Origin of the sequence: Ectobacillus ponti (genome assembly GCF_024294785.1) — a bacterium.
Lineage (GTDB): Bacteria > Bacillota > Bacilli > Bacillales > Bacillaceae_G > Ectobacillus > Ectobacillus ponti.
In genome coordinates this window covers 1-26,404 of sequence record NZ_JANCLT010000008.1, presented here as the reverse complement: position 1 = coordinate 26,404, position 26,404 = coordinate 1, and the positions used below count along the sequence as shown (strand labels likewise).

The 26,404-nt window shown below is 52.1% G+C and carries 20 protein-coding genes, 2 tRNA genes, 1 rRNA gene, 2 other RNA genes, 3 pseudogenes and 1 riboswitch; of the genes and pseudogenes, 2 read left to right on the top strand and 26 right to left on the bottom strand.

Annotated elements, in window-relative coordinates:
* Positions 1-3 precede the first annotated feature (3 nt).
* From pruA to pcrB, 7 genes and pseudogenes are all read right to left on the bottom strand, one after another.
* Positions 4-1,551 carry an L-glutamate gamma-semialdehyde dehydrogenase gene (gene pruA, locus NK662_RS15060; protein WP_254759765.1) on the bottom strand — a complete coding sequence of 516 codons (1,548 nt, stop codon included), beginning with the start codon at positions 1,549-1,551 and terminating at the stop codon, positions 4-6.
* A 250-nt stretch (positions 1,552-1,801) separates the two neighbouring features.
* Positions 1,802-2,938, bottom strand: a complete 1,137-nt coding sequence (locus NK662_RS15055; protein WP_254759764.1) for a CamS family sex pheromone protein — start codon at positions 2,936-2,938, stop codon at positions 1,802-1,804.
* Positions 2,939-2,954: 16 nt separating this feature from the next.
* On the bottom strand, positions 2,955-4,958 hold the full coding sequence (ligA, locus tag NK662_RS15050; RefSeq protein WP_438503628.1) for an NAD-dependent DNA ligase LigA: 2,004 nt from the start codon (positions 4,956-4,958) through the stop codon (positions 2,955-2,957).
* A 12-nt stretch (positions 4,959-4,970) separates the two neighbouring features.
* Positions 4,971-5,159, bottom strand: a pseudogene (locus tag NK662_RS24350) (hypothetical protein); the annotation flags it as partial.
* 74 nt (positions 5,160-5,233) lie between these two features.
* Positions 5,234-6,494 (bottom strand): annotated as a pseudogene (locus tag NK662_RS15045) (3'-5' exonuclease); the annotation flags it as partial.
* Between the two features lie 900 nt (positions 6,495-7,394).
* Positions 7,395-8,081 (bottom strand): annotated as a pseudogene (locus NK662_RS15040) (UvrD-helicase domain-containing protein); the annotation flags it as partial.
* Positions 8,082-8,083: 2 nt separating this feature from the next.
* The gene (gene pcrB / locus NK662_RS15035; RefSeq protein ID WP_254759762.1) at positions 8,084-8,776 is read right to left on the bottom strand and encodes a heptaprenylglyceryl phosphate synthase; all 693 of its coding nucleotides are present in this window, start codon (positions 8,774-8,776) and stop codon (positions 8,084-8,086) included.
* A 178-nt stretch (positions 8,777-8,954) separates the two neighbouring features.
* Here pcrB and NK662_RS15030 point away from each other — a divergent pair, with 178 nt between their 5' ends.
* Positions 8,955-9,341 (top strand): YgaP family membrane protein, encoded by a 387-nt coding sequence (locus tag NK662_RS15030; RefSeq protein ID WP_279664749.1) that lies wholly within the window; start codon positions 8,955-8,957, stop codon positions 9,339-9,341.
* A gap of 192 nt (positions 9,342-9,533) precedes the next feature.
* Here NK662_RS15030 and NK662_RS15025 read toward each other — a convergent pair whose 3' ends face one another.
* The 15 genes from NK662_RS15025 to NK662_RS14955 form a co-directional block, all read right to left on the bottom strand.
* Positions 9,534-10,085: a GNAT family N-acetyltransferase gene (locus NK662_RS15025; protein WP_254759761.1), complete on the bottom strand. Its 552-nt coding sequence runs from the start codon at positions 10,083-10,085 to the stop codon at positions 9,534-9,536.
* 130 nt (positions 10,086-10,215) lie between these two features.
* Entirely contained in the window at positions 10,216-11,487 is a 1,272-nt protein-coding gene (gene purD / locus NK662_RS15020) for a phosphoribosylamine--glycine ligase (protein WP_254759760.1), read from the bottom strand.
* A 14-nt stretch (positions 11,488-11,501) separates the two neighbouring features.
* On the bottom strand, positions 11,502-13,040 hold the full coding sequence (gene purH, locus NK662_RS15015) for a bifunctional phosphoribosylaminoimidazolecarboxamide formyltransferase/IMP cyclohydrolase (protein ID WP_254759759.1): 1,539 nt from the start codon (positions 13,038-13,040) through the stop codon (positions 11,502-11,504).
* Positions 13,040-13,618, bottom strand: a complete 579-nt coding sequence (gene purN, locus NK662_RS15010; RefSeq protein WP_254759758.1) for a phosphoribosylglycinamide formyltransferase — start codon at positions 13,616-13,618, stop codon at positions 13,040-13,042. Before purN ends, purH begins: the two co-directional genes overlap by 1 nt.
* Positions 13,615-14,652 (bottom strand): phosphoribosylformylglycinamidine cyclo-ligase, encoded by a 1,038-nt coding sequence (gene purM / locus NK662_RS15005; RefSeq protein WP_254759757.1) that lies wholly within the window; start codon positions 14,650-14,652, stop codon positions 13,615-13,617. Before purM ends, purN begins: the two co-directional genes overlap by 4 nt.
* An 18-nt stretch (positions 14,653-14,670) precedes the next feature.
* Positions 14,671-16,080, bottom strand: a complete 1,410-nt coding sequence (gene purF / locus NK662_RS15000) for an amidophosphoribosyltransferase (RefSeq protein ID WP_254759756.1) — start codon at positions 16,078-16,080, stop codon at positions 14,671-14,673.
* Complete coding sequence (purL, locus tag NK662_RS14995) at positions 16,056-18,281, bottom strand: phosphoribosylformylglycinamidine synthase subunit PurL (RefSeq protein ID WP_254759755.1); 2,226 nt, start codon at positions 18,279-18,281, stop codon at positions 16,056-16,058. The genes purF and purL overlap by 25 nt, the downstream gene beginning before the upstream one ends.
* The gene (gene purQ / locus NK662_RS14990; RefSeq protein WP_254759754.1) at positions 18,265-18,948 is read right to left on the bottom strand and encodes a phosphoribosylformylglycinamidine synthase subunit PurQ; all 684 of its coding nucleotides are present in this window, start codon (positions 18,946-18,948) and stop codon (positions 18,265-18,267) included. Before purQ ends, purL begins: the two co-directional genes overlap by 17 nt.
* Positions 18,945-19,199 (bottom strand): phosphoribosylformylglycinamidine synthase subunit PurS, encoded by a 255-nt coding sequence (gene purS, locus NK662_RS14985; protein ID WP_254759753.1) that lies wholly within the window; start codon positions 19,197-19,199, stop codon positions 18,945-18,947. Before purS ends, purQ begins: the two co-directional genes overlap by 4 nt.
* Positions 19,192-19,911, bottom strand: coding sequence for a phosphoribosylaminoimidazolesuccinocarboxamide synthase (gene purC, locus NK662_RS14980; RefSeq protein ID WP_254759752.1), 720 nt, complete (start codon positions 19,909-19,911; stop codon positions 19,192-19,194). Before purC ends, purS begins: the two co-directional genes overlap by 8 nt.
* A gap of 84 nt (positions 19,912-19,995) precedes the next feature.
* Positions 19,996-21,291: an adenylosuccinate lyase gene (gene purB, locus NK662_RS14975; protein WP_254759751.1), complete on the bottom strand. Its 1,296-nt coding sequence runs from the start codon at positions 21,289-21,291 to the stop codon at positions 19,996-19,998.
* Positions 21,288-22,427 (bottom strand): 5-(carboxyamino)imidazole ribonucleotide synthase, encoded by a 1,140-nt coding sequence (gene purK / locus NK662_RS14970; RefSeq protein WP_254759750.1) that lies wholly within the window; start codon positions 22,425-22,427, stop codon positions 21,288-21,290. The genes purB and purK overlap by 4 nt, the downstream gene beginning before the upstream one ends.
* Complete coding sequence (gene purE, locus NK662_RS14965) at positions 22,424-22,909, bottom strand: 5-(carboxyamino)imidazole ribonucleotide mutase (RefSeq protein WP_254759749.1); 486 nt, start codon at positions 22,907-22,909, stop codon at positions 22,424-22,426. The genes purK and purE overlap by 4 nt, the downstream gene beginning before the upstream one ends.
* A 102-nt stretch (positions 22,910-23,011) precedes the next feature.
* Positions 23,012-23,113, bottom strand: a riboswitch (purine riboswitch).
* Positions 23,114-23,333: 220 nt separating this feature from the next.
* Positions 23,334-23,416: transfer RNA gene (locus NK662_RS14960), tRNA-Leu, on the bottom strand.
* A 179-nt stretch (positions 23,417-23,595) separates the two neighbouring features.
* Positions 23,596-23,793 (bottom strand): IDEAL domain-containing protein, encoded by a 198-nt coding sequence (locus NK662_RS14955; RefSeq protein ID WP_254759748.1) that lies wholly within the window; start codon positions 23,791-23,793, stop codon positions 23,596-23,598.
* Between the two features lie 295 nt (positions 23,794-24,088).
* Between NK662_RS14955 and NK662_RS14950 the strand changes: the two genes are divergently transcribed.
* On the top strand, positions 24,089-25,087 hold the full coding sequence (locus NK662_RS14950) for a lipase family protein (RefSeq protein WP_254759747.1): 999 nt from the start codon (positions 24,089-24,091) through the stop codon (positions 25,085-25,087).
* 91 nt (positions 25,088-25,178) lie between these two features.
* Here NK662_RS14950 and NK662_RS14945 read toward each other — a convergent pair.
* The 4 genes from NK662_RS14945 to rrf all read right to left on the bottom strand — a co-directional run.
* Positions 25,179-25,260: transfer RNA gene (locus NK662_RS14945), tRNA-Leu, on the bottom strand.
* A 47-nt stretch (positions 25,261-25,307) separates the two neighbouring features.
* An RNA gene (gene ffs, locus NK662_RS14940) (signal recognition particle sRNA large type) lies at positions 25,308-25,572 on the bottom strand.
* 33 nt (positions 25,573-25,605) lie between these two features.
* Positions 25,606-25,788, bottom strand: a non-coding RNA gene (ssrS, locus tag NK662_RS14935) — 6S RNA.
* Between the two features lie 548 nt (positions 25,789-26,336).
* Positions 26,337-26,404: ribosomal RNA gene (rrf, locus tag NK662_RS24345) — 5S ribosomal RNA — on the bottom strand; the annotation flags it as partial.

Here is a 26,404-nt window from a genome sequence, read left to right as displayed (position 1 = left end):
AGCTTACAGCGTTTCCGATGTTGTCTTCGCCTGCATATGCAGCAGCAAATAGTCAGGCCCGCCGGCTTTGGAGTCCGTACCGGACATGTTAAAGCCGCCAAACGGCTGATACCCGACGATGGCGCCTGTGCAGCCGCGGTTGAAGTACAGATTGCCGACATGGAAGTCTTCGCGGGCTTTCTCGATGTGGGCACGGTTATTGGTGATTACCGCACCGGTCAAGCCATACTCTGTGTTATTGGCGATGTCAATGGCATGATCGAAATTGCGCGCCTTACAGAAGGCGACAACCGGCCCGAAGATTTCTTCCTGCATCAGGCGGGCATCCTCAGCCACATCCGCGAAAATCGTCGGCTGGATGAAGTAGCCCTTGGCATCATCTCCTTCGCCGCCTGCCATCAGCCTGCCCTCCTGCTTGCCGATCTCCACATACTCCATAATCTTGTTGAATGCGCTCTGGTCAATGACAGGGCCCGTGTATGTGCCTTGCTCTTCCGGGCTGCCGACAGGCAGGCTCTTGGTCAGCTCCACAGCACGCGCCAAAACTTGGTCGTACACATCCCCCACAATGACGGCACGGGAACACGCAGAGCACTTTTGGCCGGAGAAGCCGAATGCGGATGCAACAATGGACTGCGCCGCCAGCTCCAGGTCAGCCTCTCGATCTACTACAATCGTATCCTTGCCGCCCATTTCCGCGATGACGCGCTTCAGCCAAATCTGGCCCGGGTTCACCTTCGCCGCACGCTCATTGATGCGGATTCCGACTTCCTTGGAGCCCGTAAAGCTGATAAAGCGTGTACGCGGATGGTCTACGAGATAGTCGCCCACCTCGGCGCCGCTGCCTGGTATGTAGTTCACAACACCGGCCGGCAGACCCGCCTCCTCCAGCACCTCTATGAACTTTGCCGCAATCACAGGGGTTGTGCTTGCCGGCTTCAGCAATACGGTGTTGCCGGAAACAACTGCCGCTGTTGTCATACCTGCCATGATGGCAAACGGGAAGTTCCAAGGGGAAATAATAACACCCACACCGAGCGGAATATAGCTGAAGCGGTTATATTCAATGGCCCGGCTCTCAACCGGCATGCCGTCCTTCAGCTTCAGCATCTGGCGGCCATAGTATTCCATGAAATCAATGGCCTCTGCCGTATCTGCATCCGCTTCCTTCCACGGCTTGCCTGCCTCTTTGACAAGAATAGCGGAAAATTCATGCTTTCTGCGGCGCACAATTGCTGCAGCGCGGAACAAGATATCTGCACGCATCTCAGGCTTGGATTTTCTCCAGGTTTGGAAGGTTGCATCTGCCACTTGCATGGCTTTCTCGGCTAAATCACGATTCGCCTTCGATACGCGGCCAATCACCTCTGCCTTATTCGCAGGATTGATGGAGATGATCTTGTCATCCGTTGTGATGCGCTCTCCGCCGATAATCAGCGGGTACTCTTGTCCCAGATAGGATTCTACCTTTTTCAGGCCTGCCTCAAAAGCCAATTTGTCCACCTCTACTGTAAAGTCAGTAAATGGTTCATGCTTGTAAGCTACTGTCATACCCCTCAGCCTCCCTGTTTTGAAAGAGCATTCATTCCATACTCTTCCATTCTAAACTATCATTTCGTCTGCTTCAAACAGCTGCCTGGCTGGGGATGGAAGCAAATTGGATTTTCTTGCAATAGCATTTGGCTGATAACGATATCAGTCCGCGTCTATTCGGAAGGATAGAGACTCTTTATACAGGTGGTATGCATAATAAATTTTTCCGCCTCTGAAACAGAAAAAGAGCTGCCTTGGCAGCTCCGCTCTAATTGAAAATATGGACAAACGGATTGTCCTGATTTACTTCCCGGATAATGACAGCCTCCGGATGATTGAGGGAATAGATGTTCACTTCCACTCTGACATAGTTCGGAAAATGCTCCACCACCAGGCCGGTCACATATTGCGTGAACCCGATAATTTCGGCCTTCCCATTGAACTGGACCGGGATGTTAATCTTTAAATCCTGCAGCTGGCCATCCTTGTAGAAGCCTTGCCCAACCACAGCGGTGAAGTCGTTCTCAAAATACTTGGCCAGCGCTGTCCGGAAATTCGTAACCCGCTGGGCGTCCTCCCGATAATCCTTTGCTTCTTCAGAAGGGAACAGATAGTACTTTTCATCGAGCTTCTTCCAGTCGCCGATTTGGCTCTCGCCCTTATCCACCTGTGCGTATGTCAGGAAATTGCCCGGCACAAGCTTGGACATCGGCTGCTGGCGGTAGATGGCCACAATGATGGGCACATTCTTTGCCCCATCCTTCTTCCGAATGGTATTGACAACCTCTTGGGCCATCCGCTTGCCCTCACGCAAGGTATCTGCTTCCGGTATCTCATACTCGCGCGGATAGCCCTGCTCCTGATTGAAGTAATGGACTGAGTTCATCGCCAGGCCGATGACAATCCCCTGCAGATCTGCTGTATTGTCGCTCTTTTTCACTACATAGTTATGCTCCAGAATGCTGGCAAGGTAAATCGGCTGAGCCGCATTCTTCTGCTCCAGCGTGCCCGTTGCCGGCAGCGCCGGATTCAGGCCCTTGCCGGAGCCATCCGGATTTTTGCGTGCCAGCAGCCCTTGGATGGTGGCTTTGTCCAGATACTGTCCTTCTTGAAAAATATAATCCTTTGTGCTGAAGGTGCCCTTGGCGATGCGCATGAGGCCTGTCTCGAACTCATCGATGTCCAGGCGGCTGTTCAAGCCCTGCACCACAAGCCCCCTTGCCGCACCTGACTTGAACGGCACAATCGTCTTGTAATAGTCATCCGAAATGGAGTATTTCGGGATGATTGCACTCTCTTTTGACTTATTTGCAGTCTCAACAACCTTTTCGTTCTTTTGAAAGCTCGGACCGCAGCCGGACAGCAGCAATCCGAGACTCATCATCAGTACAACCAGCTTTTTCATATTCCAACCGCACCTCTTATTTTGATAGCTCCTGCAGCAGCCTTGCCTCATCCCAAATTTCAATCTCATGCTTTCTTGCTGCATCCAGCTTCGAGCCGGCCGCCTCACCTGCAATGACCAAGTGGGTGCTCTTGCTCACGCTGCCGGCCACTTTTCCGCCGAGCTCTTCAATCCGCTTCTTTGCTTCACTGCGGCCCATCTGCTCAAGCTTGCCGGTCAGCACCACCGTCTTGCCGGCGAAATAGGAATCGGCTCCGGCAATGTCAGAGAGCTTCAGTCCCTTATACGTCATATTCACACCATACTCCTGCAGCTGCGCCAGCAGCTCTTGCACATGCTCATTGGCAAAATAGGCCACAATGGACTCGGCCATTTTGCCGCCAATCTCATTGATGGCTGTCAGCTCTTCTTCGCCTGCTGTGCGCAAAGCATCCATGGTTTCAAAATGCTGGGCCAGCGTTTTGGCCGCCTTGGCGCCCACGTGGCGGATGCCAAGCCCGAACAACAGCTTCTCCAAGGAATTCTCCTTCGATGCCCCAATGGAGCTGATGAGATTGGAGGCCGACTTTTCTCCGAACCGATCCAACGCCAACAGCTGCTCCTTCGTCAGCCTATACATGTCAGCCACTGTGCGGATCAGCTCTGCTTCAAACAGCTGCGTGATCACCCGCTCGCCCAAGCCTTCAATGTTCATGGCATCACGGGACACAAAGTGGATGAGCCCCTCGCGGATTTGCGCCGGGCAAACCGGGTTCACGCAGCGGAGCGCTACTTCCCCCTCAATCCGCACCAGCTCATCGCCGCACTCCGGACAATGCTCCGGCATCCGGAACTCCTGCTCTTCGCCTGTACGGCGCTCCGGCAGAGATGCCACCACCTCCGGAATGATATCCCCGGCCTTTTTTAAAATCACATAATCGCCAATCCGAATGTCCTTCTCACGAATTAAATCCTCATTATGAAGAGACGCACGACGGACAACGGTTCCCGCCACACGGACCGGCTCCAGGATGGCAGTCGGGGTAACAGCCCCGGTACGGCCGACATTCAGCTCAATATCAACAAGCCTTGTCACAACCTCTTCTGCCGGGAACTTGTACGCAATGGCCCAGCGGGGGCTTTTGGCGGTGGTGCCAAGCTGCTCCTGCAGCTCATAGTCATCCACCTTAATGACAATGCCGTCAATTTCATAATCCAGGGACGGGCGCTTTTCCTGCCACTCCTGCACAAACGCCAGCACGTCCTCAATGCTTTGACAGATGCGGCGGTGCGTATTTGTTTTGAAGCCAAGCTCGTCCAGGAAGTCGAGCGCTTTGCTGTGGGAAGCAATCGTCCGCTCCTGCAAATCCGCCAGGCCGTATACGAAAAAGGACAGATTGCGCTGCGCCGCGATTTTCGGATCCAGCTGGCGCAGTGAGCCTGCCGCCGCATTGCGCGGGTTGGCAAACAGCATCTCGCCTTTCTTCTCCCGTTCTTCATTCAGCTTTTCCAGCGATTTTTTCGGCATATAAGCCTCGCCTCTGGCTTCCAGGGTGACCTCTTCCTTGAGGCGCAGCGGAATGGCTTTAATGGTCTTCAGGTTCTGGGTAATATCCTCCCCCGTTACCCCGTCTCCGCGTGTTGCCCCTTGCAGGAAGCGACCCTTCTCATAATGAAGCGAAACCGCAAGACCGTCAATCTTCAGCTCGCACACATAGGAGACCGATTCCTCTCCGGCTGCCTGGCGCACCTTGCGGTCAAAGTCGCGCAGATCGCCTTCGTTAAAAGCATTGCCAAGGCTCAGCATCGGTGACTTGTGGGTGACCTTCTCAAACACATCAAGCGCCCGGCCACCGATGCGGACAGTCGGAGAGTCCTCCGTCATATATTCCGGATGCTCTCCCTCAAGCTGCAGCAGCTCCTGCATATAGCGGTCATATTCCGCATCGGACACACTTGGCTGGTCCAGCACATAATATTCATAATTCAAACGGTTCAAAATGTCCCGCAGCTCTTCAATCCTTGCCTGCACATCACTCATCATCTCATCTCCTTACACCTTGGTAATCGGCGCAAACTTCGCCAACAGGCGGCGGATGCCGATTGGACTCGGGAATGCGATGTCCAGCTCCATTTTGTCGCCCTCGCCCTTCACGCTCACCACTGTACCGACGCCCCATTTGTTATGGGATGCCTTATCGCCGGCCTTCCAGCCGACATCGCTGCCGCCTGTTGCCTGCAGGACAGGACGATAGACAGACCTTGCCGGTGCCGAGGCGGCCGGCTTCACCACTGTCGGGCGCGGCTTTGGCACATGATGCAGCGGCTCCAGCAGCTCTGCCGGAATTTCGTGCAGGAAGCGCGATTCCGGATTCACGTTGGTTCTTCCGAATAGTGTGCGCATTTGGGCGTTTGTCAAATACAGCTCTTCCTCAGCACGGGTAATCCCTACATACGCGAGGCGGCGCTCCTCCTCCATCTCTGTCTCATCCATCAGGGAACGCAGATGCGGGAAGATGCCCTCCTCCATGCCCAGGATGAAGACAACCGGGAACTCGAGGCCCTTGGCAGCGTGCATCGTCATCATGATGACTTCGCTGCTGCTGCCCGGTTCCTCGTCCACCTTATCAATATCAGCGACAAGCGCCAGGTCCGTCAAGAAGGCAATGAGGCTCTTATCTTCGCTTTGCTCCTCAAAATTTTGCGTCACAGACAGGAATTCGTCCAGGTTGTCCAAGCGGCCCTCTGCTTCCAGCGAACGCTCATTCTTGAGAGCTTCCCGGTAGCCGCTCTTCTCCAGCACTTCTTCCACCAGCTCTGTCACGGACAGGTATTCCTGCATCTGCTCCCAGCCCTTCATCTGCTTGTGGAACTCGCGGATGACGTTGGAGAAACGGGCGCTGACGCCGACAAGGTCGATGTTCTCGAGCACCTCAGTGAGCGGCATATTATGCTGCGCGCCGAAGTTCAGGATTTTATCAACTGTCGAAGCCCCGATGCCGCGCTTTGGCACATTGATGATGCGGGCAAAGCTGATCTCATCATCCGGATTGGCGATGAGGCGCAGGTACGCAAGGATATCCTTGATTTCCTTGCGGTCGTAGAACTTCGTGCCGCCGACGATTTTATACGGAATGTTGGATTTTAAGAACATTTCCTCCATCACGCGGGACATGGCATTCGTCCGGTAGAGGATGGCAAAGTCCTTGTACGTGCGTTTTCCCTCACGCACGTCCTCCATGATTTTCTTCGCAACAAAATAGCCCTCGTCCTTTTCGGAGGCGGCGCGGAAGTAGGACAGCTTCTGCCCGGACGGGTTCTCGGTCCACAGCTTCTTCGGCTTGCGGTTCATGTTGCGCTCAATGACCGCGTTGGCCGCATCCAGGATGCTCTTCGTGGAGCGGTAGTTTTGCTCCAGGAAGATGACGGTCGCGTTCGGATAGTCTTTTTCAAAGGACAGGATGTTGGAGATGTCGGCGCCGCGCCAGCGGTAGATGGACTGGTCGGAGTCGCCGACGACGCACAGATTCTTAAAGCGGGCGGCCAGCATTTTGACCAGTATATATTGCGCTCTGTTCGGTTGCGATAGGTAAGAGTTTGAAGCGATCTCCGTCTTTTCCCCCGCTTAGCACCGTACGTGCGAGTTTCCCCGCATACGGCGCCCCATCAATTCTTAACTCGATATATAATCAATTACACAATTTCCAATACGCTTTCGAAGGTCGTTCTTGGCGCTATGGTATCAGTCAATTACTCACCTCATTCATAAACGTCTTCGTTTATGAACTTCAGCTTTCACTTCTCTTAGTCATACTCGAACCTGATATTTGTGCGTAATCATATCGTCTTCTAAGAATTGACTGGTGGCTATCCCTCCATGGCTTGTTATCACCATTTCATCGGTACTGTGCCACCACCTTCACCGGCATGAAGAAGAGTTATACGAGTATTCGCTTTCCTCCTCAACGCTTCGTCGGATGCAAGTCCTCCACGCTGCCGGCTTACCACGTTCCAAGCCTCCTATCTGTTCATACATACCCTTAGGCGGTTCCTCTAGCCCTGTTAGCTGGATGGTGCCTGTAACACCATAAGGCATTTCATAAAGACAAATCTTACTCTGCCTCACTAACCCTCACAATGGAGGACTATCCTTTCGAATAGCTATACCTCTAGAGCCGTACATCCGGAACTTTGTCCATGAATCGTTGTATGATCCATTTCCTCGCCATAGGCATCTTATAGACCCCGGCCTATCAGCCACACACCCTGCCTCCAGGGCGCTTTCCTCGACTTTACGTTAGGATGGCCTTCAGCCGTCTTCACCGAGCTTATAACCCCCGGCACCTTGCTATGCCGGACGCTATTCGGAGTATTAGGCGAGCCTTTCGGGGCGTTACTCCCTCATTCGACTCATTGGAAGCTTAGTTCTCCTGACAATTTTGTCAGTGCCTAACCTTTTCAGTTAGGAACGTGTCGCACTGTCCTGATACTCATCCACGTGTATATACTGGAATTTCCGCTGATAGAACTCCAGCACTTCCGGCACACGCTCAAACAGGCGGATCGTGGTCATGATCAAATCATCAAAATCCAGGCTGTGGTTCTTCAGCAGGCGCTTCTGGTAATCCTCATACACATCCACTGCCAGGGACATATACGGATCGCCCGCAGCGGTCTGCTTGCGGAATTCCTCCGGTGTCACCAGCTCGTTCTTGGCGCTGCTGATGGTGCCAAGAAGCGCGCGCGGATCGAATTTTTTCGTGTCGACGTTGCGCTCCTTCAGGATATTTTTAATAACGGTCAGCTGGTCGCTGTCGTCCAGAATACTGAAGTTGCGGTTGATGCCCATGCGGTCAATGTCGCGGCGCAAAATACGCACGCACATGGAGTGGAACGTGGAAATCCAAATATCGTTCGCCTCCGGGCCGACCAGCCGGTCAATCCGCTCCCGCATCTCGCGGGCTGCCTTATTCGTAAATGTAATTGCCAAAATGGTCCATGGCGCCACTTCCTTCTCTGCCATGAGATAGGCAATCCGGTGTGTCAGCACGCGGGTCTTGCCGCTGCCGGCCCCGGCCATAATCAGAAGCGGCCCGTCTGTCGCCTTCACGGCTCTTTGCTGCTCCGGGTTCAGCCCGACCAGCAATTGTTCTGCTGCATTCATGCTTACTCCTCCCCTTTTACAGCTTGTACGGTGCGCAATGCCTCGCGCACGTTTGTATAAATCAAGTTGCCGACTACAACCGTATCGGCAAACTGTGCCATTTCCTTGGCCTGCGCTGCCGCCATAATGCCGCCGCCATAATACAGCTTCGCATGTGTCAGCTCACCCTTCACCCGCTTCACCAGCTGCGGATCGCCGTAGGTGCCGCTGTATTCGAGATAAAAAATCGGGAGCTTCAGCAGCCTGTCCGCCAGGCGGGCATACGCCACAACATCCTCCTCATCCAGGTCGCAATTGGCCTCTGCCAATTCGGCAACCTTTGCTTCCGGATTCAGCACGCAGTAGCCTTCCATAAAAATTTCATCCCAGTTCATAATGTCGCCGTATTCCTTCAGCGCCTGATGATGCAGGCCCGTAACCCATTCCGGATTCCGGCTGTTCAGCACAGACGGTATGTAGTAAAAATCAAAGCCCGGCGTCACGGATTCCAAGGAGGATACCTCCAGCACGCACGGCACATTATAACGGCGTATATCCATCAACAGCTGCAGCACATTATCGAGCGTCACACCATCGCTGCCGCCGACAATCACCGCATCCGTTCCTGATTCACAAATCGATTCCAAATCGGAATCGCTGATTTCCTTATTCGGATCCAGCTTGAACACATGTTTCCATTGTGTAATATCGTACACGAAAACACCTCTTTCCTTCTCATGCATTCTTCCATTATAACAAAAGAAAAGCATGGTCGTACAACATACTCCTATTGTGTCCTAAATGTTGGCTTGCATCTTGGGGGTCTGGCGAGGAACACTAATGGCTGAGGCAGTGCATGCTGCCGGAAAGCACATCAGAAGGGGGTTGCTTCTCTTGTTTCCATTCAGATTCAAACAAAACATCGGAATTGTAAATGCGTTAATCCGCATCACAGTCGGCTTGACCATGATCAGCTTTTCCTCTGCCAAGCTGGTCCGCAAGCCTTGGTGCGTGATGTCCAAGGTGTCTGTTATATTGGGCGCGATGAAGGTGGCCGAGGGGATTGTCCGCTTCTGCCCAGTTACAGAAGCCCTGAAATTCGGGAAATACATGAATTTACCTCTCATGGGCTCCACGAAAAAGGGACAATCTAATCATCAAGAAGCCCAAAAGTCCAACAGCAAACCGGATGAATCCTCTCATCAGGGAGGCAAGGACTACGATGCTTCTGACGCAAAGCTGGAGGCAGATTTAGCAAAGGTTCTGGGTACGAACTTGTAATGAATTCGGAAGTGGAATCAGTCTGAGATGCCTGCATACGCTTTTTCTCTCCAAACACATGATGCTTACCATAGAGATCCTGTCCGAACTTGGGCAGGATCTCCCTTTATTATACAGAACGCACGTTCCTTTTCCAACAAAAAAAGGAACCTCCTCCATCAGAAGTTCCCGGCACCAGCTATGTAATGCAACTTATTGGTGAATCTCACCATATTCACTCTTTAAAATGGAGTAAAAAGAAAGGTCCTTAAAGGTATCCCACTTCAAAACATGCTGCCGGAATACACCCTCTTCCCTCATTCCAACCTTCTCCATGATTCTCCATGAGGCCGGGTTGTCTGTAAAAGCGGCAGCAAAGATTTTATGCAAGTCCAATTGCTCAAAGCCAATTTTCATCACCATTTTGGCTGCTTCTGTTCCGTAGCCCATTCCCCAATAAGGCTTTCCAATCCAATAGGAAAGCTCTGCCCTTTTGTGCTTTTGGCTGATGGACAGGCCCATAAGCCCGATTATGGCCGGATCGTTTTGTAACGTGATGGCCAAAGAGAAGCTGTTCCCTTTCTTATCGGATTCCACTGTTGCTTTGATGAAATCCAGTGCGCTCCCTTTCGGATAAGGATAAGGGATATTTAAGGTAGTTTTGGCCACCTCATAATCGCCGGCATACATCTCTATAAGCTCCGCATCGCCGTACGACAACGGCCTTAATCTTAACCTGTCTGTCTCATATAAAATGGAATCCACATAAAATCCCCCTTTTTTTCCTCATTATAACAAATCTCAAAGGTTCATTCCGTATTTCTTTTTTCATGCTGAACCAAGGAAGCATGCTGAGCAAATAGAAAAAAGACTCCCCGCAGGAAGTCTCTCTCCATTATGCTTGCACCGGCGCAACAATTGCCTTGTGGCCAATATCAGATCGATAAAACAGACCGTCACTATGGATGCGGGCTGCTTCTCTGTACGCGTTGGCCTGTGCTTCCGCGATGCTTGCACCCTTGCTGGCCACAAACAAAACGCGGCCGCCGTTGGTCACGAAGGTGTCGCCCTGCAGCGCCGTACCTGCATGGAAGACAAGCGCGTTCTCAGATACCGCATCCAGCCCTGTAATCGCATAGCCCTTTTCATAGCTGTCCGGATAGCCCTTCGCCGCAAATACAATACCGACCACTGCGTCCTCTGACCACTGAAGCTGCGGATCATGTCCGTCCAGCACATCCAGCATGACCTGCACAAGGTCATTCTCCAGGCGCGGCAGGACCACCTCTGTTTCCGGATCGCCGAAGCGGGCGTTGAATTCAATGACCTTTGGGCCCTGTTCCGTTAAAATTAAGCCGGCGTACAGAATTCCCGTAAATGTGCGGCCTTCCGCAATCATGGCTTGGGCAGTCGGATGAAGAATCGTCTCCACCGCTGTCTGCACCGCACTCTCCGGAATTTGCGGAACCGGGGAGTACGCGCCCATACCGCCTGTATTCGGGCCTTGGTCGCCATCGAATGCACGCTTATGATCCTGTGAAATCACCATCGGATACACATTGGTGCCGTTCACGAATGCCATCAGGGAAAATTCCTGGCCGTCCAAGAATTCTTCAATGACAACCTTTTGGCTGGCCGCGCCAAACTTGGCGTCCACCATCATTTCCTTTACAGCCTCGAGTGCCTCATCCAATGTCATCGCTACCGTTACGCCTTTGCCTGCCGCCAAGCCGTCCGCCTTGATGACAATCGGCGCGCCCGCCTGTTGGATGTAAGCGACCGCTGCTTCATAGTCGGTAAACGTCCCGTAGGCAGCTGTCGGGATGTTATATTTCTGCATCAGGTCCTTCGTGAAGGCTTTGCTGCCCTCAATGACAGCTGCTTCCGCACGCGGGCCGAACACACGAAGTCCTTCTGCTTCAAACGCATCCACAGCGCCGCCAGTCAGCGGCACCTCGGGGCCAACCACAGTGAGGCCAACATTGTTTTCCTTCGCAAAAGCAATAAGGGCAGCGAAATCTGTTTCCTCAAGGGCAACCAGCTCCGCCACATCCTTCATGCCGGCATTGCCCGGTGCCGCAAACACCGTCTCCACCTGCGGAGACTGCGCCAGCTTCCAGGCCAGGGCATGCTCACGGCCGCCGCGGCCAATGACTAATACGTTCATGGTCGTTCCTCCCATCAATGTTTGAAGTGGCGTACGCCAGTGAACACCATTGTGATGCCATACTCGTCAGCCTTCTTGATGGAATCCTCATCACGGATGGAACCGCCCGGCTGGATAATGGCTGTTACGCCGGCCTTTGCAGCTGCTTCTACGGTATCATCCATTGGGAAGAACGCATCGGAGCCAAGCGCAGCACCCTGTGCTTTTTCGCCTGCTTGGGCAATGGCAATGTTCGCCGCGCCAACACGGTTCATCTGTCCGGCCCCCACGCCGACTGTCATGTTGTCCTTCGCCAATACAATCGCGTTGGACTTCACATGCTTCACAACCTTCCAGGCAAGCTTCAGGTCTTCCCACTCTTGCTCTGTCGGCTGGCGCTTCGTCGGGATGGTCACGTTCGCATCCTCAAGAGACAGCACATCCTCCTCCTGTACAAGCAAACCGCCCTGCACAGATGTCAGCTTCTTGCTGGCTGCCGCCGCTTTCTCAATGTCCACCGTCAACAGACGCAGGTTCTTCTTGCTTTGCAGCACCTCCAGTGCTTCCGCTGTGAAGGAAGGAGCAATGACGATTTCCAGGAACACCTCATGCAGCTTTTCCGCAGTTGCCTTGTCAATTTCGCGGTTGGCCGCAACAATGCCGCCGAAAATGGATACCGGATCTGCTGCATATGCACGCGCATAGGCTTCGCCGATCGTTTCGCCCACACCCACGCCGCACGGATTCATATGCTTGACTGCGACAACCGCAGGCTCTGTGAACTCCTTCACGATACCAAGAGCGGCATCTGCATCATTGATGTTATTGTAGGAGAGCTCTTTGCCGTGCAGCTGCTGTGCATATGCGATAGAAGAAGCTGCCGCGAACGGGCTCTTGTAGAAGCTTGCCTTTTGGTGCGGGTTTTCCCCGTAGCGCAAATCCTGCTTCTTTTCGAATGTAACTGTCACGGTTTCCGGGCTTTCCTCGCCCACCTGCTTTGTCAGGTACTCAGAGATCAGTGCATCGTAGGCTGCCGTGTGACGGAATACCTTTGCCGCCAGCCTGCGCTTTTGCTCCTGTGATACGTCCCCGCTTTCCTGCAGCTCTGCCAGCACGGTGCCGTAGTCAGCAGGATCTACCACAACTGTTACGTATGCATGATTTTTTGCCGCAGAACGAATCATGGTCGGCCCGCCGATATCGATATTTTCAATCGCATCCGCGAAGGTCACATCCGGCTTGGAGACCGTTTCCTTGAACGGATACAGGTTCACCACAACAAAATCAATTGGCTGAATGCCAAGCTCTTCAGCTTGTGCCATATGTGTTTCATTGTCGCGCACCGCCAGCAGGCCGCCGTGGATGCTTGGATGCAGTGTTTTGACACGGCCATCCATAATCTCCGGAAAGCCAGTCACTTCAGAAATGCCAATGACCTGCAGGCCATTTTCCTGCAGTAGCTTTTTTGTACCGCCTGTGGAAATGACTTCTACTCCTTGCTCGATTAAGCCTTTTACAAACTCCACAATGCCTTCTTTGTTAGACACGCTGACAAGCGCACGCTTTGCTGCCATTATACTCTCGCCCCTATTTGCAATAATTTTTGGATAGTTCGAACATACAAGCTATATTCTACTGCCTGAATCCGCTTTTGCAAACTCTCACGGGAATCGTTATCCCATACCGCAACCGCTTCCTGTGCAATAATCGCTCCGGTGTCCATCCCTTCGTCCACGTAGTGGACCGTCACACCGGTCACCTTAACGCCAAAAGCCAAAGCCTGCCCGATTGCATCCTTGCCCGGGAAGCTCGGCAAAAGAGACGGGTGCAGATTCACGATGCGGCCGCTGTAAGCAGCCAGCAGCGTCTCGCCGATGAGGCGCATATAGCCGGCCAAAAACACCCACTCCACCTGCTGCTCCTGCAAGCGGCGCAGAATTTCTTCCTCAAATGCCTGCTTGGACGGGTAGTCCTTGGTGGAAAAAATAAACACAGGAATGTCATGCGCCAGCGCGCGCTCAATGACCTTTGCGCCCGGCTGGTCGCACACGAGCAGGCAGAGCTCGGCAGCCAATGTGCCGCTCTCCACCGCATCGACAATCGCCTGAAAATTGGAGCCTGCGCCGGAAGCAAATACAGCAATCCGGCTCATAGTGCGCCGCCCCCAAAGGAGACGCCTTCGCCGCGGATTGTACGGCCGATGATATATGCCTTTTCCCCTTCTGCTTCAAGGCATTCGATGACATCCACAAGCTCCCGCTCATCTACAGCCAGAACGAGGCCAATGCCCATGTTGAAAACATTGAACATCTCCGCGCGGTCCAGCTTGCCCGTTTCCTCCAGCAGGTCGAAAATCGGCGGAATCGGCCAGGAGCCGTAATCAATTTCAGCACCGATGCCCTCTGGGAGCATACGCGGAATATTTTCAATAAAACCGCCGCCGGTAATGTGGGACATGCCTTTTACATCAAATTGCTTCAATGCCTTCAGCACCGGCTTCACATAGATTTTAGTCGGCTTCAGCAGCTCCTCGCCAAGCGTCGTCTGCAAGGCGCCGTAGGTTTGGTCCAAAGACAGACCGCCGTCCTCCAGCAGCACCTTGCGCACCAGGGAGTAGCCGTTGCTGTGAAGACCGCTTGATGACAGACCGATCAGCACGTCGCCCGGCTGAATGGACGCGCCGGTTACAAGCTTCTTTTTATCCGCCACACCGACCGTAAAGCCGGCCAGGTCATATTCCTCCGCACTGTACATGCCCGGCATTTCCGCTGTTTCCCCGCCGATCAGCGCGCAGCCGGCCTGCTCGCAGCCATCGGCAATGCCCTTGACAATCGCTTCTATTTTTGCCGGCTCCGCTTTGCCGCACGCGATATAATCCAGAAAGAACAACGGCTCCGCGCCTTGCACCGCGATATCATTCACGCACATCGCCACGGCATCAATGCCGATGGTGTCATGGCGGTCCATCATAAAGGCCAGCATCAGCTTTGTGCCGACGCCGTCTGTACCGGACACAAGCACCGGCTCCGCCACGCCTGTCTTGGACAGGTCGAACATGCCGCCAAAGCTGCCGAGGCCGCCCATGACCTCCGGGCGGACCGTCCGGGCCACATGCTTTTTCATGCGGGATACAGCTTCGTAGCCCGCTTCTATATCAACACCTGCTTGCTTATATACATTTGCCATTCTGACCGCTCCCCTCTCTCAGCTCCGCTGATGCACCAGCTCTTCTTCTACAATCATGGTCGGATATCTTCCATTGAAGCAGGCCGTGCACTGGCCGTGGAACTCATTTTGATGGTTGCGGCCGATTGCCTCCACCAGCCCCTGCTCACTTAAAAAGGACAAGGAATCCGCCCCAATCAGCTGACGAATTTCTTCAATGGAATTTGTGGCCGCAATCAGCTCTTCACGGGTGGAAGTATCAATGCCGTAGTAGCACGGATTCACAATCGGCGGCGCCGCGATGCGCACGTGCACCTCCAGCGCTCCCGCATCCCGCAGCATCTGCACAATGCGGCGGCTTGTTGTGCCGCGCACAATGGAGTCATCAATCATGACCACACGCTTGCCTTCCACAATCGCCCGGACCGGCGACAGCTTCATCTTCACCCCGCGCTCCCGCAGTTCCTGGGATGGCTGAATAAATGTACGGCCCACATACCGGTTTTTAATGAGACCAAGCTCATACGGAATGCCTGTTGCTTCCGCAAAACCGATGGCGGCGGAAATACTGGAATCCGGCACACCTGTCACAACATCTGCTTCCACAGGCGCTTCGTCCGCCAGAATTTTGCCCATCTTCTTTCTCGCCGCATGGACATTGATGCCGTCAATGTTGCTGTCGGGGCGGGAGAAGTAGACATACTCCATGCTGCAGATCGCGTGCTTTGTCTGTTCAGTGAAGCGCTGTGACTCCAGACCTTCATCCGAAATAATCAGCAGTTCGCCCGGCTCCACATCCCGGATATACTGGGCGCCGACGACATCGAACGCACATGTCTCCGATGCCACGACATATGCTCCGTCCAGCTTGCCGAGCGCCAGCGGACGGAAGCCATTCGGGTCCAGCGCCACCAGCAGCTGCGTTTCGGTCATCATCAGGAACGCGTAAGCCCCCTTCACCTTGTTCAGCGCCACCTTCGCCCGCTCCAGAAATGGAAACTCGCTATGGCGCCGCACCAAGTGGGCCAGCACCTCTGTATCTGATGTGGTTTGAAAAATGCTTCCCAGCAGCTCCAGCTCCAGACGCAGCCGGTTGGCATTCACAAGATTGCCGTTATGCGCCAGCGCGAGGCTGCCGGTTTGGGAGTGGAAGAGAAGCGGCTGCACATTTTCATAGCCGCCTCCTCCCGCTGTTGCATACCGCACATGGCCAATCGCAGCTTTCCCTTGCAGCTGCTCCAGCTCGCCATGAGAAAATACTTCCGTCACAAGTCCCAGTCCCTTATGGCCTTTCAGCTGCTCGCCATTATTTACGACAATCCCCGCTCCCTCTTGGCCGCGGTGCTGCAGACTATGCAAGCCGTAATAGGTGATTTGTGCTGCATTTTCATGTCCCCATATGCCAAAGATGCCGCATTCCTCGTTCAGCCCTTTGATTTCAGCAAGCATGGAATAGCCCCTTTCCAAGCAGTTTTCAGCTCAGCCACCGGCAGGTTCACCAGCTCAGTCCCTTCATGCTGCACCACAAAACGTCCTGTGTTTGTGACATTTCCGATTAGAGTTGCTTCTACAAGCTGTTCAAAAGCAGCTTGATTTTCCGGCTTCACTGATACAACGAAGCGGGATTGGGATTCTGCGAACAGCGCTGTTGTTGCCTCACCGGAAACAGCAATGTCTGCACCCAGCTTCTGCGCACCAAACAACGCTTCGGCGACCGCCACGCTTAAGCCGCCTTCCGCCACATCATGGGCAGATCGGACAAGCCCTTCGTAAATCGCCTGAAGCAGCTGTGCCTGCCGGCGTGCTTCCTCATCCAAGTCGATAGCCGGTGCCGGCCCGAAGATGCGCCCATGGACAAGCTTTTGCAGCTCGCTGCCGCCAAACTCCGCCCTCGTTTCGCCAAGCAAGTAAATCAGGTCGCCTGCCTGCTTGAACTCCTGCGTGGTTACATGCTTCAGATCGTGAACAAGACCCACCATGCCGACAGTCGGTGTCGGATACACCGCGTCTCCGCTCCGCTCGTTATACAGGGAGACGTTGCCGCCAATCACCGGTGTCTGCAGCACACGGCACGCTTCGCTCATGCCGTCCACGGATTTCTCAATCTGCCAGAAAATCTCCGGCTTTTCCGGATTGCCGAAATTCAGGCAATCTGTAATGGCCAGCGGCTCTGCCCCGGAGCATACAATGTTTCTTGCCGCTTCCGCCACGGCAATCTTACCGCCTGTTTCCGGATCGAGATAGATATAACGGGAGTTGCAGTCTGTTGTCATCGCCAGCGCCTTTTTCGTGCCGCGCACCCGTACAACGGCTGCATCTGAGCCCGGTGTTACCACTGTATTTGTGCGTACTTGATAATCGTATTGATCATACACCCATTCCTTGCTTGCAATGGTCGGCTGCTTCAAGAGTGCCAGCAGCGTTTCTTCGTAGCTGTCTACCGCTGGTGTTTCCACCGTCATGCCTTGGAACTCCGCAAAATAAGCAGGCTCCTCGGACGGCTTATGGTACACAGGCGCATCCTCAGCCAATGCATCAACAGGAACCTCAGCTACCACCTCACCCTTATGGAACAGGCGCAGCATTTTGTCATCTGTTACCGTTCCCACGGCTACAGCTGCCAGATCGTACTTCTTGAACAGGTCCACGATTTCTTGCTCACGGCCTTTTTCCACGACGATCAGCATGCGCTCCTGGGATTCAGATAACATCATTTCATAGGCTGTCATGCCTGTTTCACGCTGCGGTACAAAATCCAAGTTCATCTCAATACCCATGCCGGCTTTACTTGCCATTTCGGCAGAGGAAGAGGTAAGACCGGCTGCACCCATATCCTGAATGCCGACAAGCGCATCACACTTCACCAGCTCCAGGCAAGCTTCCAGCAGCAGCTTCTCCATGAACGGGTCGCCCACCTGAACCGCCGGGCGCTTTGCTTCAGACTCTTCAGAAAGCTCTTCGGATGCAAATGTTGCACCGTGGATGCCGTCGCGTCCTGTTGCCGCTCCCACATACATCACCGTGTTGCCGGCGCCGTGCGCCTGGCCTTTTTTGATATCCTCATGGTTAATGAGTCCCACGCACATCGCGTTGACAAGTGGATTGCCTTCATAGCAAGGGTCAAACTGAATCTCGCCGCCCACTGTAGGGATGCCGATGCAGTTGCCATAACCGGCGATGCCGGCAACCACCTCTTCAAACAAATAACGGCCGCGTGCTGTTTGCAGCTCGCCGAAACGAAGCGAGTTTAATAGAGCAATCGGGCGCGCACCCATGGAAAATACGTCACGGATGATACCGCCGACACCTGTCGCCGCACCCTGGTACGGTTCAATCGCAGATGGATGGTTGTGGCTCTCCATTTTAAATACAACAGCCTGCTGGTCACCGATATCGACGATACCCGCTCCTTCTCCCGGCCCCTGCAGGACACGCTCGCCTGTTGTCGGGAACTTGCGCAGCACCGGCTTGGAATTCTTGTAGCTGCAATGCTCGGACCACATCACGGAGAACAGACCGATCTCTGTGTAGTTCGGCAGACGGCCCAAGAGCTTTTCAATTGTGGCAAACTCTTCGTCGGACACGCCCATTTCCGCATATATTTTTCGCTCTTTAATGAGCTCCGGGGTTGGCTCAAGCAGTGACAACATATGTTTCCCTCCAGTGCTTTAGAATCGATTGAAATACCTTCAGTCCGTCCGCGCCGCCAAGCAGCTCATCCACAGCCCGCTCTGGATGCGGCATCATGCCCAATACGTTGCCGCGCTCATTTGTCACGCCCGCAATATCGTTCAAGCTGCCATTCGGGTTCTCCACATAACGGAACGCAATCTGTCCGTTTGCTTCCAGCTGCTGCAGCGTCTCTTCGTCGCAGTAGTAGCAGCCTTCTCCGTGGGCAATCGGGATTTGAATGACTTCGCCCTTTTCATATTGAGATGTAAATACTGTTTCGTTATTTTCAACGCGCAGCCCCACTGTGCGGCACATGAATTTCAGGTTCTTATTGCGGACCAATGCCCCCGGCAGCAGACCGGATTCTACTAAAATCTGAAACCCGTTGCATACACCAAGCACAGGCTTGCCCGCTTCGGCCGCCTTCTTCACGGCCGGCATCACCTTGGAATAATGGGCAATGGCGCCGCAGCGCAGGTAGTCACCATATGAAAAACCGCCCGGCAGCAAAACCGCATCATATTGATCCAAATTTTCAGTGTCATGCCAAACGTAGTCTACTTCCTCTCCCAGCTCATCCTTGATGGCATGGTACATATCCACATCACAGTTCGATCCCGGAAAAACGATTACGGCGAATTTCACTGGGCGACAACCTCCTCAATCTCATAGCGGTAGTCTTCCATGACCACATTCGTCAGCAGCTTTTCACACATATCACGCACCAAAGCATCCACATCAGCCGCCGTATCAGCAATGGTCAGCTCCATATACTTCCCGATGCGGACATCCTGCACGTCCTGAAAGCTCAAGCTGTGCAAGGCCCCCTTCACTGCCGTTCCCTGCGGATCCAGAACACTTTCCCGTAGCGTTACGTACACCTTCACTTTATACATGTGAAATTCCCCCTAATCGTTTTAAAATCTCCTCATATGCGTCAGTCAAATTGCCAAGATCGCGGCGGAACACGTCTTTGTCAAACTTTTCATTGCTTTCCCAATCCCACAGACGGCATGTATCCGGCGAGATTTCATCCGCCAACAGCAGCGTGCCGTCCTCCAGTTTGCCGAACTCCAGCTTGAAATCTACTAATCTCACTTGGCAGCCGGCAAAATATTGCACCAGCACAGCATTCACCTGCAAAGCCATTTTCCGCAGCGTCTGCAGCTCATCCGGTGTGGCTGCCCCCAGAATGCGGATGTGGTCCTCTGTTACAAGCGGATCGCCCAAGGCATCATCCTTATAGTAAAACTCCACAATCGGCTCCTGCAGCTGGATGCCCTCATCCATGCCAAGACGCTTGGACAAGCTGCCGGCAACCACATTCCGCACCACGACCTCAAGCGGGACAATTGCCACCTTTTTCACAAGCTGCTCTGTCTCGGAGATCCGTTGAATAAAATGACTTGGAATGCCAGCCTCGTGCAGCTTTTGAAACAGAATGCTTGTAATTTCATTATTCAAACGGCCCTTGCCGGAAATATCCGCTTTCTTCTCGCCGTTAAAAGCAGTGGCGCTGTTCTTATACTCCACCCAAACAACATCTTCTTGCTCTGTCCGATATATGCGCTTTGCTTTTCCTTCATACAGCTGTTCAAGCTTTTGCATACTGCCGCCTCCAATTTTTCAATATTGGGAATGTTCCGCCTACAAAGAAAGGTACAGAAGGGCATTCTGTACCTTATCCATTTGTCAATCCAAGCCGAGACGCTTAAAGATTGTATCCACGTGCTGCAGGTGATACTCATAGTTGAAGCATTCGTTGATCTCTTCCTGAGACAGTCTGCTGGTGATGCGCTCATCCGCCTCCACCAGCTGCTTGAACGGCACCTGTGTTTCCCATGCTTCCATGGCCTTCGGCTGCACGATATCGTAAGACTCCTCACGCACCATGCCCTTGTCGATCAGGGACAGCATGACACGCTGGGAGTAAATCAAACCGTATGTACGCTCCATGTTGCGCTTCATGTTCTCCGGGAACACCGTCAGGTTCTTCACGATGTTACCGAAGCGGTTCAACATGTAGTTCAACGCAATCGTCGCATCCGGCAGGATAATACGCTCTGCGGAGGAGTGGGAGATGTCACGCTCATGCCAGAGCGGCACGTTCTCGTAAGCTGTCATCATGTAGCCGCGCAGGACGCGTGCCAAGCCAGTCATGTTCTCGGAACCGATTGGATTGCGCTTATGCGGCATCGCAGACGAACCCTTTTGCCCTTTTGCAAAGAACTCTTCCACCTCGCGCGTTTCACTCTTTTGCAAGCCGCGGATTTCGACTGCCATTTTTTCAATGGATGTGCCAATCAGCGCCAATGCTGCCACATAATGCGCATGACGGTCGCGCTGCAGTGTCTGTGTGGAAATCGGCGCTGCCTGCAGGCCAAGCTTTTCACACACGAACTGCTCTACGAATGGATCAATGTTTGCATATGTACCAACCGCACCGGAGATTTTGCCAAACTGTACGCCGGCGGCTGCCTGCTCAAAGCGCTCCAGGTTGCGCTTCATTTCCTCGTACCAGAGCGCCATTTTCAGGCCGAAGGTAGTCGGCTCAGCATGGACGCCGTGTGTGCGGCCCATCATGACCGTATACTTGTGCTCCTGCGCCTTTACCTTCAAAATCTCTACGAAGTTTTGGATATCCTTCAACAGGATTTCATTTGCCTGCTTCAGCAGGTAAGACAGAGCTGTATCCACCACATCTGTGGATGTCAGGCCGTAATGCACCCATTTCCGCTCTTCGCCCAGTGTCTCCGAAACGGCTCTCGTAAAAGCAACCACATCGTGGCGTGTTTCCTCTTCAATTTCATAAATGCGGTTAATATTGAAAGACGCGTTCTCACGCAGCTTTTTCACATCTTCCTTTGGAATATCCCCAAGCTCCGCCCACGCTTCACAAGCAAGAATCTCCACCTCGAGCCAAGCCTGGAACTTATTTTCCTCTGTCCAAATGGCGCCCATTTCCGGGCGTGTGTAACGACTGATCATTTCACTACCTCCAACAGTTTCTCATCGTCCCAAATCCCCAGCTGCCGCGCCTTTTCCAGCGCCTGCTCTGTATCTGCAGCCAGGATGTTCACATGACCCATTTTCCGCTTATGCTTCGCTTCCTGCTTTCCGTACAAATGAAGCTTACAATCCGCAAAGTCATGCACATGATTTAAGACTCCTTCTATATGTTCTCCTAAAATATTCACCATGACAACCGGTTTATGCAAAGTTGTCCGCCCAAGCGGCCAATTGCACATAGCGCGGATGTGCTGTTGAAATTGGCTGGTCTCGCAGGCATCCATTGTATAATGGCCGGAGTTATGCGGCCTTGGCGCCAGCTCATTCACATAAATCCCATGCTCCGTCACGAACATCTCCACAGCGAGCGTCCCGACCAGCTCCAGCTCGCGCGCCAGCTTCATGGCACATTCGACAGCCTGCCGTTCCAGATCAGCTGAAACGCGGGCCGGCACGATTGTCTCATGCAGAATATTGTGTACATGGATATTCTCTGCCACCGGGAATGTCTGTACCTCGCCGCTGACGCTGCGCACGACAATCACAGAGATTTCTTTTGTAAAAGGAATCCATTGTTCAAGGATGCATTCGTTTGCAAGCAACGCTTCTGCCTGCGCTATGTCTGCATCAGCCCGCAGGACAACCTGTCCTTTGCCGTCATAGCCGCCGGTTGTTGTTTTCAGTACACATGGGTAGCCAAACTGCTGCAGTCCCCGCTCCAACTCCTCTGCGTCCCGTACCAGTATATACGGCGCCACCGGGATGCCGAGCTCAGCCACTGCACTTTTTTCTGTAAAACGATTCTGTGTGACTCGAAGCAGTCTGCTTCCCTGCGGCAGATAGGCATGCTCCTCCAGCCATGTCAGGCATTCATAATCGATATTTTCAAACTCATATGTCACCACATCGCTCGCCTCTGCCAGCCGCTGAATTGCGGACAGGTCATTATAGGCAGCCACGATTTCTACATCAGCCACTTGGGCGCATGGAGAATCCGGCGTCGGGTCCAGCACCGCAATCCGATATCCCATCTCACGTGCTGCCAGCGCCATCATTCGCCCCAGCTGCCCACCGCCAACAATTCCAATGGTTTGTCCCGGCAAGATTGTCTTCATGGCAGGTCACCATTTTCCAGAACGTCCTGCTCCGTTCTCTTTCTTCGTTCATCCAACGCCTGGGCAATGTCTTCATCAAATGCGCCCAGCATTTCCGCCGCCAGTAATGCAGCGTTAGTCGCTCCCGCTTTGCCGATCGCTACCGTAGCCACCGGAACACCGCCCGGCATTTGCACGATGGACAGCAAGGAATCCAATCCTTGCAAGGCTTTGGATTGAACCGGCACGCCAATTACAGGCAGTGTTGTCTTAGCCGCCACCATTCCAGGTAAATGCGCTGCTCCGCCGGCACCCGCAATAATGACCTTCAAGCCGCGCTCCCTGGCTGTTTCTGCGTATGTAAACATATAGTCAGGTGTCCGGTGAGCGGACACAACCTTCTTTTCGTATGGAATGTGCAGTTCCTCCAGCACATCGCATGCGTGCTTCATCGTTTCCCAATCTGACGTGCTTCCCATGATCACACCAACCGTTGCCTTCATTGCCGTTCCCCCCGTCCAAAATCAAAAAGCCTGAGCAAAGTCCTCTCCTCTATGCAGGAAAGGACTTCACTCAGGCAGACTCATTCTATACGAATAGAAGAAGACCGAGTTCCCTTTCCTCATAGTCCGGTACTTTACGGTTACCAGGTAGAAACTTGCGGACCATATCTCCGCTATTATATGAGGACGCTTCTATTTTCTAATCTCCATCGCTATCTTACCAATATTTTTTTACCTCTGTCAATAAAAATCGAACATTCATATCTCAATAAAGATTATTATTCGGAATTAGGATGCATGTATACATACTTGTAATTTTCGATATCTTAACACATCACATCTGCACTGACAAGCAGAGAATGTATCTTAAGGATAACGAAAAAGGCTCTCCTCATATGTATATGAGAAGAGCCTTCCTGTATGATGCGGATGAAGGGACTCGAACCCCCACGATGTTGCCACCACTAGCACCTGAAGCTAGCGCGTCTGCCATTCCGCCACATCCGCATATGATATTATCCTGACAAGACTTATTCTATCTTCTTTTCGAGAGAAATGCAATAGGGAAATTAACTTTTTTAAAATAAATCTTTTTATCCGATACTTCCGTCTCCCTTAAAGCTGGAGAGTGTGGACAAAACTGAAAAAGGAAGCGGGTTGCGCCGCTTCCTTTTGAGCCTGAAGGTTTATGAAATCTGCTTATATTCTTTTGAAAGACGAAGGAACGTGCTCTTGTCGCCAGCCGCCAGTGACTGGTCAATCTTCTCTTGGAGTTGCTTTTTCCGGAAACTGTGAATGGCTTCGTCCAACACCAACTGCGCAAATAGAGAGTACATTGCATCTAATTCTGACTGCTTCGGCGTGTTCAACAAATCTTTCTTCACAAAATCAACTCCTTGTCCTTTTTTCTATTATACTCATAATTAGTCAGACTATTCAATCTATTTTTATTTCCAATTTAAGGTTACTTTTACAGCAACTCGTCCGAAAGCTGACTTGCATGCATAAGAGTAACATGTATCTAATTTTTATATAAACCGCTTTTATTACATGGATTAAATAATAGATAATAAACAAGTTATTTCAATTAAATCTCCTAATATAGGAATATATTGAAACGACCTTCATAGCGTGTTATCCTACTCAGGTAAATAGTGCCAACAGAAAAGAGGGGGATTTATGAAGCTACGGTTATACAAGCAGTACAGTGTATTTGCTCTTGTGTTTGTTCTGTTTTCAGCTTACTTCGCAGCACCGGCTGATGCAGCTTACAGTGACAACAAGAACAGTCTGTACTATGAACTGTCCAACAAAGTGTATGAAGGCCAAACGGCCATGCAGGACCGGCTGACTGCTCTTTACGGAAGAAATTCTTCCGGCACGCCCAACCTTAGGATAATTGATTTCATTGACATTAACAATTACATTGACGGGAGCGGAAACCTTCTTCATCCGATGGGGGCTTTGCAGCCGGGCAAAACAAAAAAGTTTGAAAAAACCGGCTTTAGTGCAGCTGTAGTAGTGGATGAAGCTAATGGAAAGCTATTTGTTACGTTTGCCGGCAGCAAAGATTTTTATGATTATGTGACAGCCGGAAAAGCTGTCTCTGCAACACCACCAGGGCAGGAATACCAGGCACAGCTGTATCTGAATTATATTTATAAAACGTATCCAAACTACCAAGGCTACAAATGGTATTTCACCGGGCATTCCTTGGGAGGCTGGCTGGCCACCAAGATGTATCTGGACATTGCTGCTGCCAGATGGCTGAATGATCCCTCTGTATTGGTGTACGGCGGGGCTGCCGGCAAATCTGCAATCAGCGGGGTCTACACCTTTAACCCGCTTCCCATAAGTGATGTCAGCATCTCCGGCACGCAATGGACAGCAAACAAAAATGGAGCTTACAAAGACAATGTCATGAACAGCTATATTGAAAACGAATGGCTGAATGGCGTATCTGACATGCACCCGGGCAAGCTGGCCTACGTTGGAAGCACAGGACCAATCAACACAGGGCTGAAGTATTACAGCGCCATTTCTTATGTACCATCCAGCTCTATCTCAACTAATCTTACAAACTATTATTTGTACTGCGCTTTATCCTTACGCAGCGAAAGAAGAGCCATTACAAACGGGCATGGCATTGTAAATTTTGCATCCTTAGTCAGCTATTGATGCCAGATCTGTCACTTCCACATTTTAAAAGCTTCTCATCAAATTGAAAAAGCACCTTGCTGAACCTGAAGCAAGGTGCTTTTTTAAAAAATACCGGTGGCCGGGGTCGAACCGGCACTCTTGTAGGAACACGATTTTGAGTCGTGCGCGTCTGCCAATTCCGCCACACCGGCGTAGCTGGACAATTTCACAAAGAATTCATTTAAATTGATAAGTAACACCGTGAACCCTTCCTTGTGATGACGACATAAGTGCTGCTGATCCAGCCAGCTCGTCCAGAGCGACCCTGCGACACACGAATGAAACCACTTATGGCTGCTCCGTTCCCGGCCTGACCAGGTTCATGGGCATTCGTTGCGAGGACTCCGAAGGTCAACACCGCTTCTATCAGGCGAACCTTACATCCATCATACCGCAGAAGGGAATTCGGCCTCGCTGAAGCGGATTGCGAGTACAGGGCACCGCTAGCTCCCCGCCTATCACGGTATGTAATTGAAATGAGTCATTATGTGAAAAAGAAACGTCCCGCCATATGCCGTGTTCCAGGATGCTTGATAACCCGCTCTCCGCAGGTGGGTTTCCGCAGCTTGGCCTGTCTGCGATCCTGACCGTATCAGGCTTGGCATCAGCAAAGCATATAAGAATCCCTAGTTTATTATACGGTTTCAAGCATAACGGAATCACGAACACTGCAGGATGTGTGTGTATGCTGTGTCGTTTACTGCTTCTTTAGTATACAACATAAATCGTGTTTTTTAAATATGAAAGAGGCATGCAGTTTCTTCCTCACCTGCCAGTATTATTTTTCCCCTCATCGGGAGCAAAATGAGGAAACTGAACAGATTTGCGGAGAGAATGATCTTATGCTGCCCTGCGTAAAGCATTTTTCAATAACATAACGCTTATTTATGAAGCATTCCTTCTCTACAGAGAATGAATTGGACAGGCAAAACAAGCTCCTGCCTGGAATTGTTTCATTTTTTGAAATAATTGTTCCATTTTTCGATTTTTTTGTTTCATTTTTGAAAAAGATTGTTTCATTTTTTGACTTTTTTGTTCCATTGCCTAAAATGTGGTTGTTGCGATTGTTCCATCTTTCCTTGTTTTGTTCCACTGCACCCTGTATTGCTTCATGTCCATTATCCACTGTTTACATCAGCTTCACTTCCATATAAGCCCCCATCGATGCAGGTTGCCCCTATTCCACAAAACAAAAAGACCAGCCATCATGGCTGGTCTTCTCTCTGTTGCCTAGCGACGTCCTACTCTCACAGGGGGAAACCCCCAACTACCATCGGCGCTGAAGAGCTTAACTTC

Excerpts from the sequence above, each read along its gene's own strand:
- purS (WP_254759753.1), bottom strand. The coding sequence starts at position 19,199 with ATGTATAAAGTGAAGGTGTACGTAACGCTACGGGAAAGTGTTCTGGAT.
- pruA (WP_254759765.1), bottom strand. The coding sequence starts at position 1,551 with ATGACAGTAGCTTACAAGCATGAACCATTTACTGACTTTACAGTAGAG.
- purB (WP_254759751.1), bottom strand. The coding sequence starts at position 21,291 with ATGATCAGTCGTTACACACGCCCGGAAATGGGCGCCATTTGGACAGAG.
- NK662_RS14950 (WP_254759747.1), top strand. The coding sequence starts at position 24,089 with ATGAAGCTACGGTTATACAAGCAGTACAGTGTATTTGCTCTTGTGTTT.
- purM (WP_254759757.1), bottom strand. The coding sequence starts at position 14,652 with ATGGCAAATGTATATAAGCAAGCAGGTGTTGATATAGAAGCGGGCTAC.
- purK (WP_254759750.1), bottom strand. The coding sequence starts at position 22,427 with ATGAAGACAATCTTGCCGGGACAAACCATTGGAATTGTTGGCGGTGGG.
- NK662_RS15055 (WP_254759764.1), bottom strand. The coding sequence starts at position 2,938 with ATGAAAAAGCTGGTTGTACTGATGATGAGTCTCGGATTGCTGCTGTCC.
- purL (WP_254759755.1), bottom strand. The coding sequence starts at position 18,281 with ATGTTGTCACTGCTTGAGCCAACCCCGGAGCTCATTAAAGAGCGAAAA.
- purD (WP_254759760.1), bottom strand. The coding sequence starts at position 11,487 with ATGAACGTATTAGTCATTGGCCGCGGCGGCCGTGAGCATGCCCTGGCC.
- ligA (WP_438503628.1), bottom strand. The coding sequence starts at position 4,958 with ATGAGTGATGTGCAGGCAAGGATTGAAGAGCTGCGGGACATTTTGAAC.
- purC (WP_254759752.1), bottom strand. The coding sequence starts at position 19,911 with ATGCAAAAGCTTGAACAGCTGTATGAAGGAAAAGCAAAGCGCATATAT.
- purH (WP_254759759.1), bottom strand. The coding sequence starts at position 13,040 with ATGGCAGCAAAGCGTGCGCTTGTCAGCGTGTCTAACAAAGAAGGCATT.
- purE (WP_254759749.1), bottom strand. The coding sequence starts at position 22,909 with ATGAAGGCAACGGTTGGTGTGATCATGGGAAGCACGTCAGATTGGGAA.
- purF (WP_254759756.1), bottom strand. The coding sequence starts at position 16,080 with ATGCTTGCTGAAATCAAAGGGCTGAACGAGGAATGCGGCATCTTTGGC.
- purN (WP_254759758.1), bottom strand. The coding sequence starts at position 13,618 with ATGAGCCGGATTGCTGTATTTGCTTCCGGCGCAGGCTCCAATTTTCAG.